The sequence below is a fragment of the Cellulophaga sp. Hel_I_12 genome (genome assembly GCF_000799565.1).
Lineage (GTDB): Bacteria > Bacteroidota > Bacteroidia > Flavobacteriales > Flavobacteriaceae > Cellulophaga.
The window spans coordinates 1,442,739-1,459,020 of sequence record NZ_JUHB01000001.1; the positions used below are offsets into that span (position 1 = coordinate 1,442,739).

A 16,282-nucleotide genomic window follows, 5' to 3' on the forward strand; every position below is an offset into this window, starting at 1 on the left:
AATAGATTTATTAGGTTATGCCCTCAAATCCTAATTAAGGATAATATCCTGAAAAAAAGAGGTATGCCTTATAAAACAGATTCCAGTTTCGGCAAAAAATAAACATACATGCAAGGCGTATTTTAAATTCATGGCTTGAATACTTTTCAAAATAATACCAAATAAAAAACCCGGGAACAACCCCGGGTTTAACGCACTAATACTACTAAGATGTTAGGTTTAACGTAAGCGATCAACAGATTTTACAAGATCCTCATCCTTTCTAATAGCCTTGTTGGCCAAGACTAAAAATACGATAGAAAAAACAGGAATCAGCATCCCAATACCTTTCTCAGAAACCTCAATTTCTCCAGATAAATTTAGCGACCGATAAACGAAAAATCCTAGTAAAAAAAGATTTAATATCATATTCAATCTGTTTACTACAAATTGGTTTTGTCGTTTCTTATACCATAAAATAGCAACTATTGCTAATACTGCGGCACCCATAAATGCGCCTGAAATTAAAATTTCATTTTGGGCAAAAATTTCTTTCCCATTAGCATCAGACCATAGATTTACCCAAAACGGTAAAGCACCCGTTAAAAGTATCACTAATAACAAATAAAATGTCTGTATTCTTTGAATCATTTCTCAATTCTATGTTAGAGACTGCAAAATAACTGTCTTTTTAAGAAATATCAATGAAATATTGAAAATAATTTGTAATATTGCCTTGTTATAATCTAACACTTACCAATTTTAAGGACTTCGTTCCTATAAATATATCTAGATTTACTACACTTCAATTATTTAGAGACGTATAATTTATTCAACAATTAATGTTTGAGATTTCAGATTTAAAATCAAAAAAGCTTCCTGAGTTGCAGGAAATTGCAGACGGTTTAAAAGTACCCAAGTACAAAACCTTAAAAAAATTAGACCTAGTTTATCAAATTTTAGACGTTCAGGCTGCAAACCCAAAAGTAGTTCAAGAGGCACTCGGTAAAACAGTAACTGCCCCTGCCGAAAAACCACAAGTCAGAACACCAAGACCTAAGAAACCAAGAGTTCAAAAAACGGCAAATAATCCTGAAAAAAAAGAGGACAAAAAGGAAAGGATTGTCGCTAACAAACCAAATCCAAGACCTGTAAATAAGGACAATACTTCAAAACCAGCACAAGAACAAAAGGCTGAAACTACAAAAGAAGTACCAACCGCTCCAAAAAAGAATACGAACAATCCGAATCAAAAAAAGGATTTTCAAAAAAAGACACCGGTTCACACCAATCAGAATCAAAATACCAATCCGAATCAAAATAAACCTAATCCACGCCAAAAGCAGGAAAAGAACAATAATTTTGATAAAGATCTTAAAAACAGGTATAAAGAGCCTGAATATGAGTTCGACAGTATTATTGCTAGTGAAGGAGTTTTAGACATTATGCAAGACGGCTATGGTTTCTTGCGCTCCTCAGATTATAACTATTTATCATCTCCCGATGATATTTATGTTTCACAATCACAAATTAGATTGTTTGGATTAAAAACTGGTGACACCGTTTTAGGAAATGTACGTCCACCAAAAGAAGGTGAGAAATATTTTCCTTTAATAAAAGTGAATAAAATAAATGGTATAGATCCTCAAGTGGTTCGTGATCGAGTTTCTTTTGAGCATTTAACACCTTTATTCCCTCAAGAAAAATTTAATTTATCAGACCGTCAAGGCACTATATCCACCAGAATTATCGATTTGTTTTCTCCCATAGGAAAAGGACAAAGGGGTATGATTGTAGCGCAACCAAAAACGGGTAAAACCATGTTGCTAAAAGACATTGCAAATGGTATTGCAGCCAACCACCCTGAGGTATATCAGATTATTTTATTAATAGATGAACGCCCGGAAGAAGTTACAGATATGCAACGCAATGTGCGTGGTGAAGTAGTGGCTTCGACTTTTGATAAAGAAGCAACAGAGCACGTTCGCGTAGCCAACATTGTTTTAGAAAAAGCAAAACGACTGGTAGAATGTGGGCACGATGTGGTTATTTTATTAGATTCTATTACAAGACTCGCAAGAGCTTACAATACAGTTCAACCAGCCTCCGGAAAGGTACTAAGTGGTGGTGTTGATGCCAATGCACTGCACAAGCCCAAACGTTTTTTCGGTGCGGCTAGAAATATTGAAGGTGGCGGATCACTATCTATCATCGCTACCGCCCTAACCGAAACTGGATCTAAAATGGACGAAGTTATCTTTGAAGAGTTTAAAGGAACAGGAAATATGGAACTTCAGTTAGATCGTAAAATATCGAATAGAAGAATTTTCCCTGCTATTGATCTTACTTCTTCTAGCACCCGTAGGGATGATTTACTTTTAGATGAAACTACCATACAGCGCATGTGGATTTTACGTAAATATTTAGCAGATATGAACCCAGTAGAAGCAATGGAGTTTATTGAGCAACGCATTAAACAAACTAAAAATAATGAAGAGTTTTTATTGACTATGAGTCAATAAAAACAAACCTTATAGTATTAAAAGCCCGATAGTAACTTCTATCGGGTTTTTGTTTTTTTACCAAATCCTGTTTATTTCGTATATTTTCAAATATATTTACGGAGCATTAGAATAATCCCCCCTAAAATCAAATGTATTTTTATGTCGTACCTTAAACACTTAAAATATGAAAAATTTAGGACTCACCCTGGCCGCTTTTGTGTTTCTTTTAGCCTGTAATACAGAAAAGAAACATACCGACGATACCGATCAAGAACCCCAAGAAGTAAAAGCTCCAAAACAGCTCATTAGTATACCCGAGGCAAAAAATGGCTATGACAATTATACCAATAAAAGAGTAAAGCTAATTGAAGCTTCAGAAGACCCTTCCGAAGATGGTTCAAAATTTATAGCTTCAAGATTTGGAGAATACGATCTTGAAACGGTAAAAAACTACATTGCGTATGTTGAACAAGAAGCTAAGGCTTCTGGAGTAAAGGTTGAAACCTTACGTTTTTATTTTTCAACCTACCCAGATAAAAAAGAAGATGCGCAACATAGGGAAATTAAGCATCCCAGACAGAATACTTTTTTTATTTTACCCACCATGAAAGTGGACAGTATAAACCTGGGCTTTTATATTAAGCGCCTAAGTAATGGAAAAAAAGAAGCGCTATTAATTCGCGACTACCCTGGAATTTTAGGTAAAGGATTAGGCCAAACTACAACTACTCAAAAGTCGTTTGCATCGATGCTACCTATTTTTAAGAAAAATGCTTTTCAAGACGATGATGAAAGCCTAATATTGAATGATTCACATATGCAACCGCCGCCTGAACAAGGCTCAGATTTTAATTAATTATGTGGCGAATAGTTGATCTGTTTTTAGAAAATTCGTTTGTCCTGTTTTATGGCTTAACCCTAATTTTAGCTTTGGTTCAATACCCCAAGTATTTTGATACGCCTTTAAAATATTACCCTATTTTACTGATGTATACGTTTCTAAATGAATTATTAGGCTATTTAATCTCGAAAGATTTTGAATTCAACCCCTTATTTTCAGAACTATATTCAGATAACAATGTAGTTTTCTATAATAGCTATAGTTTTATTTATTTTATTTATTTTTTATATGTCTTTCGCAGTTTCATTTCATCGGAAACGAATAAAAAACAGCTCTTAATACTTGGCTTTGGTTTTATCGTGATGAGTATTTTAAACTCGTTTTTTCAGGACTTTTTATTAAAACCTCAAATTTACGCCTATATCTATGGAGGCCTTGCGCTCAGCTATAGCATCATCTTGTACCTAAAAGAAAATAAGGGTGTCTTAAGGCGTAAGATCATAAAACTAAGCTTACTATTTTGGATTAGTGTAGGATTGCTAATATTCCATATTGGGTATACTCCGATAAAAATTTATTATACCTTTTCAAGATTTTCCGATCTCGAACTATACTATGCATTAAGAAGAGTACACCTGACCTTAGTAGGTGTGATGTATAGCTTTATTATTTACGGCTTTTTACAATTAAAAGGAAAGTTTAAGACCATGAAATAAAAAAAACGCCCCATCAAAAGATAGGGCGTTTATTAGCCTAAAATTTTTCTACACAGTATAGCTGTTTATAACGAAGCTATTTGCTTAGATAATTTACTTTTTAAGTTAGCAGCCTTGTTTGAATGTATGATATTTCGCTTCGCTAATCTATCAATCATACTAACAACAGTAGGATATAAGGTCTCTGCAGCTTTTTTATCTTCTTCAGCACGCAATTTTCTCAACGCATTACGCATTGTTTTGTGTTGGTACTTATTACGTAAACGTACTGCTTCGTTTCTTCTAATTCTTTTTAATGCTGACTTGTGATTTGCCATTTCTTTTTATTTAAATTGATAATGAAAAATTAAAAATTAAGATCAGTCTTTACTAACTTTCAACTTAACATTTATAGTTTTCAATGTATACATTGAACTTGTAGTCCGTAGGGGAATCGAACCCCTGTTACCAGGATGAAAACCTGGCGTCCTAACCCCTAGACGAACGGACCATTAAACCAATACTGAATTATGAAACCATAATTCAGTATTTTCTTGTAGTCCGTAGGGGAATCGAACCCCTGTTACCAGGATGAAAACCTGGCGTCCTAACCCCTAGACGAACGGACCATCGCTTGTGCAATTGCGGATGCAAAAATACAACTATTTTTAACTATTGCAATAGGGAACTAATTTTTTTTTAAAATTAATATGCCTTAGCAAATAACACCCTTTTATTAGAGGGTTTTCCAGTTACCATACAAGCCCCTTCTTCCAGAACTGCATCTATGGGAATACAACGTATAGTAGCCTTGGTCTCGTTTTTAACTTTTTCTTCTGTCTCTTTACTACCATCCCAATGGGCCGCGATAAAACCACCTTTTGCCTCTAAAACTTTTTTAAATTCTTCGTAGCTATTTACCTCAGTAATATGATTTTCACGGAAATCGAAGGCTTTTTTGTAAATATTTTGTTGAATATCTTCTAATAAAAATTCAATTTTATCCAAAACAAGAGCTGCCGCTACAGTTTCTTTTTCTAAGGTATCACGACGTGCAACTTCAAAAGTTTGGTTATCCATATCTCTTTGACCGATAGCCAAACGAACTGGTACGCCTTTGAGCTCGTACTCCGCAAATTTAAACCCTGGTTTATACGTATCTCTATCGTCAAATTTAACGGAGATCCCTTTTGCTCTTAGGTCTTTTACTAGAGGCTGCACTCTTTCTGAAATTAAATCTAACTGCTCTAGTCCCTTGTAAATAGGTACAATTACTACTTGTATCGGTGCTAATTTTGGAGGTAAAACCAAACCAAGATCATCGCTATGGGTCATAACTAAAGCCCCCATCAATCGTGTTGAAACACCCCATGAAGTAGCCCACACATATTCTTGGGTTCCTTCTTTTGTAGCGAATTTTACATCAAATGCCTTTGCAAAATTTTGCCCTAAAAAATGCGATGTACCTGCTTGTAAGGCCTTCCCATCTTGCATCAAAGCTTCTATACAATAGGTATCTAAAGCTCCTGCAAAGCGCTCACTTTCTGTTTTCGTTCCTTTGATAACGGGCATTGCCATAAATTCTTCTGCAAACTCAGCATAAACCTCCATCATTTGCTTTGCTTCACTAATGGCTTCTGCTTCGGTGGCATGTGCCGTATGGCCTTCTTGCCATAAAAATTCAGCGGTACGCAAAAATAATCGCGTTCGCATTTCCCAACGCACCACATTAGCCCATTGGTTTATTAAAATTGGTAAATCTCTATAGGATTGAATCCATCGTCTATAAGTATCCCAAATTATAGTTTCAGAAGTTGGTCTCACAATTAGCTCTTCTTCTAATTTAGCATCAGGATCTACAATAATTCCGCTCCCATCTTCTGCATTTTTAAGCCTATAGTGCGTAACTACCGCACATTCCTTCGCAAAACCTTCAACGTGGCTCGCTTCTTTACTTAAATACGATTTTGGAATAAATATTGGGAAATAAGCATTCTCGTGACCTGTCTCTTTAAATCTTTTATCTAAAGCCGCCTGCATTTTTTCCCAGATAGCATATCCATAAGGTTTTATAACCATACAGCCTCTTACACCAGAGTTTTCAGCTAGATCAGCTTGTACAACTAATTCATTATACCATTTAGAATAATCTTCGCTTCTTTTCGTTAATTTTTTACTCATATTTAACAGTTTGGCACAAATCTTGCGACTTTATTTAGAAAATAGTTCGGTAAAACTAACTATTTTTACAATGTTCAACAATTAAATTTTTAATGATGACACATACCCTACCCTACAGCACTATTAAAACAACACTATTTATAGCAATAACATCCCTATTTATGGTCTCTTGTGGTTCTTATCAACAATCATCGTATTACGATACAGATGGTATTTATTCGAATCCCAATACTAATCGCGTTTTAGTTGAAAATAATCCGAGACAAGTACAAATTCAACAACAAAATGCTAGTAATCAATATGCCGATTACTTCGGAAGAAGAGCTGATCAATATCAAGAGATAATTGATAGTGAAATTTTCACGGACGTTGATGGGTATTACAGCCAACCGATTGATGATGGTTCGGGTGTGGCGTATCAAAACGACAATTACGATAACAATTTCAATGATTATAATGGCCAAGGTGGTTGGGGACAGAACCCAACTAGTGTGTCTATTAACTACTATGACAATTTTGGCGGCTTCGGCGGCTGGGGTTTTGATCCATTCTGGGGAGGCGGCTGGGGCGGCTTTAATCACTGGGGTGGTGGTTGGGGCTGGAACAACTGGGGCTGGGGTGGCGGCTTAGGTTGGAACAACTGGCGTGGTGGCTGGGGCTGGAACAACTGGGGTTGGGGCGGTGGCTTCGGCTGGAACAATTGGGGTTGGGGCGGTGGCTTCGGCTGGAACAATTGGGGCGGTGGTTATGGCTGGAACAATAATTTTTACAATAATAGAAATTTTGCCTACACCAATGGAAGAAGAGGCAATTACCGGACCAATACTGTAGGGACCAGATCCTATACGAACACAGCATTGAGAGGCAGAGCTGATGTAACAAATAATAGTCGCTACAGAAGTACTACAACAGGAAGAGATTCAAGAAATACTTCAGTGTACAGGTCAGGTACGTCATCGAACAGAAATACCAGTTATAGAACTGCCAGAAGCTCGAGAGTTCAACCCAATTATAATAGAAGTTCTCGAAATACAAGCATTTACAATAGAGGGAATACCAACAGGAGTACCTACCAAAGAGGTAACTCTTCAGGCACCTACCAAAGAGGTAATACTTCAGGCAGCTACAGGAGCTCAAGAAGTAGTGCACCAACTAGAACGTACTCTCCTAGCAATAGCTCAAGAAGTTCGTCTGGCGGAACGTATAGAAGCTCCGGAAGTAGCTCTCGAGGCTCCTCACCTGCTGTAAGAAGTTCAAGCAGCAGCAGAAGTTCTGCACCAGCAACAAGAAGCTCAAGCAGTAGCAGCAGAAGTTCCTCTGGATCTTCAAGGTCTTCCTCTAGCAGCAGCAGAGGCAGTAGTAGAGGAAATTAAAAAAGATAAAAATAAAAGAAATTCGAATGAAAAAATATCTTATCGTAACATCCCTATTGGTTTGTTCCTATGTTACTGCTCAAAACATAAATGATGTGTTAAGATACAGCACTGATAATACGCAAGGCACGGCTAGATACCAAGCCATGAGTGGGGCTTTTGGAGCTTTAGGAGGGGATTTGTCATCTCTAAATGTAAACCCGGCAGGCTCCGCTGTTTTCAACAATAGCTTAATAAGTTTTACTGGAAGCAATTATAATGTGAAAAATATTGCGGGAGCATCTCCTGAAATTTCTACTAATAATCCAGCCTTAAACCAAATTGGTGGTGTTTTTGTATTTAAAACTTTAAATCAAGACACGGATTGGAAAAAAATTAGTGTTGCTTTGAACTATGATCGAGTTCAGAATTTTGACAACAGCATTTCTTCGCGCTATTCAACAGCCACAGGAATTGACCAGTATTTTTTAAATTTTGCTCAAGGTACTCCCTTAGGCCCCATAAAATTACAGGATGGAGAATTCATTGAGGATGCCTATTTAGATATTGGCGCTAGCCTTGGATACGGCAATCAACAGGCTTTTTTAGGGATATTTGGAGGCATCATTGATGCAGTCGACCCCAATGATGATGCTAATGTTGATTATGTGAGTTTAACAAAATATAGCTCGACCGTAAATCAAAATTATAGAAAAACAAGTTTTGGGTATAATGACAAGTTTACGGCAAACGTGGCTACTCAATACCAAAACAATTTGTATCTCGGAGCTTCCTTAAATTTTCATAGTATTTTTTCTGATCAATTAACTGAAATCTCAGAGAGCGGTTATGATTCAGATTCTCAGGTACGTTCAGCTTCATTTGATAATTTTTTGAGAACACAAGGAACGGCTTTTTCATTCAGCTTAGGTGCTATAGCAAAGCTTAACGAAAACATTAGAGTTGGCGGAAGTTACCAATCGCCTACTTGGTATCGTTTAGATGATGAATTTTCACAACGCATTAATTCGAACTTAGCCGATGTGGATATTAATTTTATCAATTTTGACGTGATCAACTTATACGAAAGGTACACCATCAAAACACCTGAAAAATTAACGGGGAGTCTCGCTTTAGTTTTTGGTAAAAACGGACTTTTGAGCGTTGATTATGGATACCAAGATATGTCTAAAGCGGAATTAAAACCAGAATCTGATCCAAACTTCGCTTCTGAAAATAATTTTATTAGAAATCAATTACAAGCTGTTTCAAGCCTTAGAATTGGTGGGGAATACAGAATTGAGAGAGTTAGTTTACGCGGAGGATACAGGTATGAACAAAGTCCTTATATCAATAACACTATTGGTGATTTGAATGGAGCCTCAGGAGGTATTGGTTATGATTTTGGACCCAGCAGGCTTGATTTTGCTTTAAGTAGTGCCAAACAAGATAGATTAAGCTCTATTTTAAGTACTGACGCTTCACCCTCATTGAATATTGCCACTAGAAATACGAATGCTACTTTGACGTACACCGTAAATTTTTAATAGTAAAGAAATTTATTGTTTTAAAAGACCTACAGTTTGTGGGTCTTTTATCGTTTTAAGGAAAAGTGATTTTGAGTAGTTTTCGCAATGACAATACCACTTTCTGCTTCGTTATATTCAAAGCGAAACCAATAATCTGATGCTGGCATTTCTTTTCCTGTATACGTGCCATCCCAAGCACTAAAAGCATCTAATTGCTTTAATAATTTCCCATAACGATCAAAGATAAAAACAACGGGATCAGCTAGGGTCTCAATGCCTTTGATATTCCAAACATCATTCGTGCTATCTCCGTTAGGCGTAAAGAATTTAGGATACCCTACGACTAAAAACTCAATAGCATCTGTAATTCCACATCCATTTTTATCATTAATAATTACAGTATTTAAACCCGGAGGTACGTCTAAAAAAATGGAACTATCCTGAAATTCGCCACCATTTATGGCATATTCAAAAGAGCCATTGCCTCTTAAATCTTCAACAATAATTTCAATATTATTCTGATCGGGGTTATTCGTTAGGTTAGAATTTAAGGTAATCACCTCTTGTAAAACAGGAGGGCCAAAAATGGTTATTAAAATTCCTCCATCATCAACTACGGTCGGAGGTGTTCCTGAGGCTGTCGTAATTTCAACAAAGTAACGTCCTGAATTTGCTATTTGAGAAGGGATTACTAATTCCTCTGCTACCGCAGCTGGCCCGCTTAATAGGTTATTATTATCAATAATACCATCATCTTCATAATCTACAGACCATCGTATATTCGCTATATCTGGACCGGCTGGGGAGCGTAAAGCACTTAAGGTAATATCTGGATCTCCTTCACAAGCGGTAATATCTAAGCCTAAAAACTCATCACGCAAGGTACAATCTAAGGCTGTATTTTGATTGGTATTGACCGAACTACCTGTGAATGTAATAGAAAATGGCTCCGGGTCACCGTCAAAATTGGTATTAAAGTTATTGATTAAAATATAATAAATCTCACCGGCGGTAACCTCTAACCACTCATCATAAGTGTTTAGGTTTTGAGTTACACTAGGAGCACCAACTTGTCCGTTTTCAGGATTAACACCTAAACCTGTAAAATCGGTATTATTCACTTCGTAATTACAACGAATAGGTTGTGCTGTACCGTTGCTAATTGCCACACAATCCACATCTGGGCCATAAACCGCAAAATCCCATTCTGCCGTTGCAGATAGCGATTCCAAGTCAAAACCAACTTGTCCATCAGTTCCTGCCCTAAACACAAACCAAGAGGTATTGTGTTCTATGTTTGCCTCACTTACACTTCCCTTTTCTAAACAGCCCGACTCTGTAATCACGTCGGGATCAAAATCTTCGATATCGCCTATTCCGTCGGCTGATCCCAAATAAGGCATGTCTGCACATACCGGAATTGCAGTTCTACAATCAGGGGAGTTTTGTGCAGCTACACTAACAGTAAACCCTATACAGCAAAAAAAATATAATACTATTCTCATGATACGGCTGGATGTGTAATACTAACTCAATTTACGCGGTTTTAGTATTCTTTGTCGGATTTTTTTGCATTTAATCGATGAAATACAAATCGATGTCGTACGCCTCGATGTTTTAGAAAGAAAAAGTATTTTTATGACCTGGTTAAAGTAAAGGATTACTCCTGTATTTTTTTTAATCCCGTCCTAAATAATCCCTAACATTAAAAAAGCCAAGGTAGTATACGAGCGCGAGGTTTATTAATGTGACCTAACAAAACCAAATATGCTATTAAATATTAGATAATGCATATATTTGCAACTTATTAAGAGAAGAGTAAACATGAAAATTGATAGTACATTGGAAGAGCATTTTGAAGAAATGGGAGACAATCATGTTTCCTCGTCAGAAGATACTCCTTTACGCCCAAATGCTTTTGAATTAAGCGACGAAGAAAAAATCTCTAAAATTAGAGTCAATGTTTCTGAAATTATGGAAACACTAGGTTTAGACCTAAGCGATGACAGCCTTAAAGGAACTCCAAATCGAGTTGCTAAAATGTTTGTCAATGAAATTTTCTCTGGATTGCATCCGAGTAGAAAACCTAAATCTTCTACTTTTGATAATAAGTATCAATACGGTGAAATGTTAGTAGAAAAAAACATTACACTTTATAGCACTTGCGAACATCATTTATTACCCATAGTGGGTAGAGCTCACGTGGCTTACATATCGAATGGTAAAGTAGTTGGCCTTTCAAAAATGAACCGTATTGTGGATTATTTTGCAAAAAGACCACAGGTTCAAGAACGATTAAATATCCAAATTGTACGCGAGCTGCAAAAAGTACTAAACACTGAAGATGTTGCCTGTATTATTGATGCTAAACATTTATGCGTTAACTCAAGAGGAATTCGCGATATTGAAAGTAGTACGGTAACGGCTGAATATGGTGGTAAGTTCAAAGAGGAGCCTACACGGCGTGAGTTCTTAAACTTTATTAAATTAGATACCAAATTTTAATATTTTATCATTGAGAATGCAATTATATAAAAGCCAAAAACTAAAAGTTTATAACTCCCTTTCAGGTAAAAAAGAAATTTTGGAACCCATTACTGAAGGCGCTATTGGAATGTATGTTTGTGGACCAACAGTGTACAGCAATGTGCACTTGGGGAATTGCAGAACCTTCATGTCTTTTGATATGATTTTTAGGTACCTTAAACATTTAGGCTATAAAGTTCGCTATGTTAGGAATATCACAGATGCTGGTCATTTAGAAAATGACGCGGATGAAGGTGAAGATAAAATTGCAAAAAAAGCACGCTTAGAACGTATTGAACCTATGGAAGTTGTTCAGCGGTATACAGTAGATTTTCATACCATACTTCAAAAATTTAATTTTTTACCTCCTAGCATAGAACCAACAGCAACAGGTCATATTATTGAGCAAATAGAAATTATTAAAGATATTCTCGAAAAAGGATATGCCTATGAAATAAATGGCTCTGTTTATTTTAATGTCTCTAAATTTAATGAAACTCACGAATATGGTAAGTTGAGCGGCAGAAAATTAGAAGATATGATTACCAATACGCGCGAACTTACAGCACAGGACGAAAAACAAAGTCCTCAAGATTTTGCCTTATGGAAAAAAGCAGAGGCACAACATATTATGCGTTGGCCTTCGCCTTGGGGTGATGGTTTTCCTGGTTGGCATTTAGAATGCACCGCGATGAGTACTAAATATTTAGGAGAATCCTTTGATATTCACGGTGGTGGCATGGATTTAAAGTTTCCACACCACGAATGCGAAATTGCACAAGCTGAAGCCACTAACGGAGTTTCTCCTGTTAAGTATTGGCTTCATGCGAATATGCTAACGATGAATGGAAAGAAAATGGCAAAGTCCACGGGAAATAATATTTTACCCGAAGAGATTTTTTCTGGCGAAAATACCATACTATCCAAACCTTTTTCTCCTACTGTAGTACGTTTTTTTATGCTACAAGCGCATTATACAAGTATTTTAGACTTAAGTAATGAGGCCTTATTAGCTTCTGAAAAAGGCTATTTAAAATTAATGGAGGCCTTTAATAGCCTAGCAAGCTTGGCCATAGGTAATCCTGGCGATTTTGATGTTCTTTCTTGGCAACAAAAATGCTATGATGCCATGAATGACGATTTTAATACCCCTACCCTAATTGCTCATTTATTTGAAGCCGTAAAACATATAAATGCTATAAAAGACGGGAAAGAAACTATTTCTGAAGAGGATAAGCAACTTTTAACACATGTGCTAAGTGCATTTATATTTGATGTTTTAGGCCTTGAAAACAAAAATCAAAGTGGAGCAGATACGGATAAACTAGCCGATGTTGTGTCCTTATTTATTCAGCTTAGAAAAGAAGCACGAGATAACAAAGATTTTGCGACTTCTGATAAAATAAGAGATCAATTGGCTGCCTTGGGAATACACTTAAAAGATGGGAAAGATGGCACTACGTTTAGTGTTGACTAAGTTTTATTTAAAATTGAACTTGATTTTTAAAAGTCAAATACTGTCGGCTTAAAAGTTAAAATCATGAAAAAAATACTGATCGCACCTTTTGTTTTTTTAGTACGCTTTTATCAGCTTGTTATTTCCCCACTTACGCCTGCTAGTTGCCGCTACTCACCTACCTGTTCTCAATACACACTTGAAGCTTTAAAAAAGCATGGTGTACTAAAAGGTGGATTTTTGGGATTAAAACGCATTTTTAGTTGCCATCCTTGGGGAGGAAAAGGCTACGATCCTGTTCCCTAATCCTCGACCTAAACAGTAATATATATTTTCTTTACAAAGCTAAGGGCTGACTACTTTCTATTTTCTTATCTTAGCCTTTCAAAATTATTCAGAATGTATTTTTTAGGTTTTACTTGGAATCCAGACGACACACTTTTTAAAATCGGATTCGTTCAAATAAAATATTACAACCTCTTATGGATTGCCGCCTTTGCTGTTGGCTGGTACATGATGAAAAAGATTTTTCTGAAAGAGAAAAAAACGGTTGAACAATTAGATTCCCTTTTTATTTATACGGTTTTGGCCACTATGCTTGGTGCGCGCTTAGGGCATGTATTTTTCTATGATTGGTCGTATTATAAAAATCATATGCTAGAAATTTTACTTCCTATTCGAGAAAGTGCGAGTGGAAGTCTTTTTGGTTTTATCAATGGTTATGAATTTACAGGCTTTACAGGGCTAGCGAGTCATGGAGCAGCTATTGGTATTATTGTAGCCATGTATTTATACGTGCGAAAAAATCCAGAATTTAAAGTCTTATGGATTTTAGATCGCATTGTTATTCCTGTGGCCATAGGAGCATTTTTTGTGCGTTTAGGAAACTTTTTCAATTCAGAAATTGTAGGTAAAATAGTAGATAAGTCTTTTATATTTGCCACTAAATTTGTTAGAAATACAGTAGATCCTAGTGTTGAAACTGGGGACCTAAAATATGGAGAAGCGCTACGACTCACAAATGCGAAAACCTCAAATATCGCTTACGATTTAATTGAAAATAACAAAAATTTCGCGGAAAGATTAGCAGCAATACCCTACCGTCATCCAGCACAATTGTATGAAGGTATTAGTTATATTTTTGTCTTTATAATTCTTTATTACTTTTATTGGAAGACCGATAAAAAAGATAAACCAGGGTTTTTATTCGGTACTTTTTTAGTGCTACTATGGTCTATTCGGTTTTTTGTGGAGTTTGTAAAAGAACGTCAAAATTCTTTAGACGAATCTTTAGAATTGTTATCCATAGGGCAATGGTTAAGCATTCCTTTTGTGCTTATTGGCCTCTACTTTATGTTCAAGCCGAAAAACGTAAAATAACATGAAAATACTACCCAAAATTATCACTTTCTTTTTTATCGTGTTAAGCGCTAATTTTTTGGGTTGTAAGGAAGAATCTAAACTAGAAGTAAAAACTACTCCCATTGAATTTAAAAAAGAAGGAGCACTATTTATATATAAAAGCAAGAGCGACAGTGTCGTTGCGAAGTTTGATATAGAAATAGCTGAAACACCTTATGAAACCGAAACTGGTTTAATGTATAGAAAATCGATGTTAGGCAACAGAGGTATGTTATTCATTTTTCCTGATGTAGCAATGCATTCGTTTTACATGAAGAATACAGAGATTCCTTTAGATATTATCTTTATAAATGAAGATTTAAAAATCGCTAGTTTTCAAAAAAATGCCGAACCTTTTAATGAAAACGGACTTTCATCACAAGTACCTATAAAATATGTTTTAGAGGTGAATGCAGGTTTGGCTGATAAATTTCTTTTAGAAGCTAAAGATAGTGTTGTTTTTACTAGAGACTAAAAAAGCATAGAGATGGATAATTTTTTCCTCTGAACTATTTCTTTTGAACCTTTGATTTTATCAAAATAATGAACTCAAAGCATTGGACCATTTATATTGATCGGACGGTGGATAGCCGTAATTTTATTGCTGATCTAGTGGATGGAAATCCTCCGAAAGCTTTAGCCTATTTAAAAGACTTAAATGGCACAGTACTATCTAAAGTATCTATTGATGCCTTTATACGAGAAGAAGAGCTACATGAAATAAAATACACCACTACACAAACGAAGCAATCTTTAAAATCGATGTCGAGTGGGGAACAACAAAAAAATGTGCTGAATTTCTTGTTAACTAGAGATCCCGACTATCTTATTTTGGATCATCCCTTTGATACTCTAGATGTAGCTTCAAGAAAAAATTTAAAAGTAAGATTAGAAAATATTGGGTTACATACCATTATTATAATCCTAATAAGCCGAAAAAATGACGCTTTAAATTTTATTAAAAACAAAGCCTATTTAACATCAGACGGAAATTTTGAAAAACTAGATAAACTTTCGAATCTTATAAACAAAGAGGACGAAAAACTATTCTCACAAAAAATTCCTAAACCCGCGCTTCCATCAGCGTACAAAGAGGCTATTTTAATTGACCTTAAAAATGTTCAGGTAGCTTTTAATGCTATTCCCATTCTAAAAAATATAAATTGGACTATTTCTACAGGAGAGTTTTGGCAATTAAAAGGCTGTAACGGAAGTGGAAAAACTACCTTACTTTCAATGATTACGGGAGAAAATAGTAAAGGTTATGGCCAAGAATTATATCTTTTTGGAAATAAAAAAGGGAGCGGAGAAAGCATTTGGGATATCAGAAAAAATATCGGGTATTACGCTCCAATGTTAACCCATAATTATAAAGGGCAGAATACCACCGAAAACATGCTTATTTCGGGCCTTAACGATTCTATAGGTTTATACCAAATACCGACTGAGCAACAAAAAAAACTTGCAGACGAGTGGCTAAAGGTTTTAGGTTTAAAAGCATTTAAAGACACTTTATTCTCTGATTTAACCCAAGGAAATCAAAGGCTAGTCATGGTGGGCAGAGCTATGATAAAACAACCCCATTTATTAATTCTAGACGAGCCCACTGAAAATTTAGATGACCAAAGTGCCGCGCTTTTTGTTGCCCTTACTAACAAAATAGCCCAAGAAACGAAGACTACAATTATTTATGTATCCCATAGAACCGAAGTTGGCCTGGAACCAAATCGCATCTTTGAACTTCAAAAAACCAAGGAAGGATCTATTGGCATGGTTTTAAAATAAACCTACCTAAAAAGCTCTTAGTGAATTACTTTT

15 protein-coding genes and 2 tRNA genes are annotated in these 16,282 nt (G+C 35.8%); 11 read left to right on the forward strand and 6 right to left on the reverse strand.

Annotation, left to right across the window (positions count from 1 at the left end; all coding sequences use genetic code 11):
• Positions 1-219: 219 nt before the first annotated feature.
• Positions 220-630: a DUF4293 domain-containing protein gene (locus GQ45_RS06535; RefSeq protein WP_047416116.1), complete on the reverse strand. Its 411-nt coding sequence runs from the start codon at positions 628-630 to the stop codon at positions 220-222.
• A 191-nt stretch (positions 631-821) separates the two neighbouring features.
• On the opposite strand from GQ45_RS06535, the gene rho reads away from it, so the two are divergent.
• From rho to GQ45_RS06550, 3 genes are all read left to right on the forward strand, one after another.
• Positions 822-2,501 (forward strand): transcription termination factor Rho, encoded by a 1,680-nt coding sequence (gene rho, locus GQ45_RS06540; protein WP_047416117.1) that lies wholly within the window; start codon positions 822-824, stop codon positions 2,499-2,501.
• A 166-nt stretch (positions 2,502-2,667) separates the two neighbouring features.
• Positions 2,668-3,339: a hypothetical protein gene (locus tag GQ45_RS06545; protein ID WP_047416119.1), complete on the forward strand. Its 672-nt coding sequence runs from the start codon at positions 2,668-2,670 to the stop codon at positions 3,337-3,339.
• Between the two features lie 2 nt (positions 3,340-3,341).
• Positions 3,342-4,040, forward strand: coding sequence for a hypothetical protein (locus GQ45_RS06550; RefSeq protein WP_047416120.1), 699 nt, complete (start codon positions 3,342-3,344; stop codon positions 4,038-4,040).
• Positions 4,041-4,105: 65 nt separating this feature from the next.
• Here GQ45_RS06550 and rpsT read toward each other — a convergent pair whose 3' ends face one another.
• From rpsT to proS, 4 genes are all read right to left on the reverse strand, one after another.
• Positions 4,106-4,357: a 30S ribosomal protein S20 gene (gene rpsT, locus GQ45_RS06555; RefSeq protein ID WP_047416121.1), complete on the reverse strand. Its 252-nt coding sequence runs from the start codon at positions 4,355-4,357 to the stop codon at positions 4,106-4,108.
• 101 nt (positions 4,358-4,458) lie between these two features.
• Positions 4,459-4,530, reverse strand: a tRNA-Glu gene (locus GQ45_RS06560).
• A gap of 46 nt (positions 4,531-4,576) precedes the next feature.
• Positions 4,577-4,648 (reverse strand) — tRNA-Glu (locus GQ45_RS06565).
• Between the two features lie 76 nt (positions 4,649-4,724).
• Positions 4,725-6,200 (reverse strand): proline--tRNA ligase, encoded by a 1,476-nt coding sequence (gene proS, locus GQ45_RS06570; protein ID WP_047416122.1) that lies wholly within the window; start codon positions 6,198-6,200, stop codon positions 4,725-4,727.
• Positions 6,201-6,292: 92 nt separating this feature from the next.
• On the opposite strand from proS, the gene GQ45_RS17995 reads away from it, so the two are divergent.
• Positions 6,293-7,573: a hypothetical protein gene (locus GQ45_RS17995; RefSeq protein ID WP_156125369.1), complete on the forward strand. Its 1,281-nt coding sequence runs from the start codon at positions 6,293-6,295 to the stop codon at positions 7,571-7,573.
• Positions 7,574-7,599: 26 nt separating this feature from the next.
• A complete protein-coding gene (locus GQ45_RS06580; protein WP_047416123.1) occupies positions 7,600-9,099 on the forward strand; it encodes an OmpP1/FadL family transporter in 1,500 nt (499 codons plus the stop codon).
• Positions 9,100-9,146: 47 nt separating this feature from the next.
• On the opposite strand, the gene GQ45_RS06585 is transcribed toward GQ45_RS06580, so the two are convergent.
• Positions 9,147-10,586 (reverse strand): T9SS type B sorting domain-containing protein, encoded by a 1,440-nt coding sequence (locus GQ45_RS06585; protein WP_047416125.1) that lies wholly within the window; start codon positions 10,584-10,586, stop codon positions 9,147-9,149.
• A gap of 319 nt (positions 10,587-10,905) precedes the next feature.
• Here GQ45_RS06585 and folE point away from each other — a divergent pair, with 319 nt between their 5' ends.
• The 6 genes from folE (at position 10,906) to GQ45_RS06615 (ending at position 16,249) form a co-directional block, all read left to right on the forward strand.
• Positions 10,906-11,586, forward strand: coding sequence for a GTP cyclohydrolase I FolE (gene folE / locus GQ45_RS06590; protein ID WP_047416127.1), 681 nt, complete (start codon positions 10,906-10,908; stop codon positions 11,584-11,586).
• Positions 11,587-11,602: 16 nt separating this feature from the next.
• A complete protein-coding gene (gene cysS / locus GQ45_RS06595; protein ID WP_047416129.1) occupies positions 11,603-13,084 on the forward strand; it encodes a cysteine--tRNA ligase in 1,482 nt (493 codons plus the stop codon).
• 63 nt (positions 13,085-13,147) lie between these two features.
• Positions 13,148-13,369, forward strand: a complete 222-nt coding sequence (gene yidD, locus GQ45_RS06600; protein WP_047416130.1) for a membrane protein insertion efficiency factor YidD — start codon at positions 13,148-13,150, stop codon at positions 13,367-13,369.
• A gap of 93 nt (positions 13,370-13,462) precedes the next feature.
• Complete coding sequence (gene lgt, locus GQ45_RS06605) at positions 13,463-14,443, forward strand: prolipoprotein diacylglyceryl transferase (RefSeq protein ID WP_047416131.1); 981 nt, start codon at positions 13,463-13,465, stop codon at positions 14,441-14,443.
• A 1-nt stretch (position 14,444) separates the two neighbouring features.
• Positions 14,445-14,939 carry a DUF192 domain-containing protein gene (locus GQ45_RS06610; RefSeq protein ID WP_047416132.1) on the forward strand — a complete coding sequence of 165 codons (495 nt, stop codon included), beginning with the start codon at positions 14,445-14,447 and terminating at the stop codon, positions 14,937-14,939.
• A gap of 68 nt (positions 14,940-15,007) precedes the next feature.
• Complete coding sequence (locus tag GQ45_RS06615; RefSeq protein WP_047416134.1) at positions 15,008-16,249, forward strand: ATP-binding cassette domain-containing protein; 1,242 nt, start codon at positions 15,008-15,010, stop codon at positions 16,247-16,249.
• Positions 16,250-16,282 lie beyond the last annotated feature (33 nt).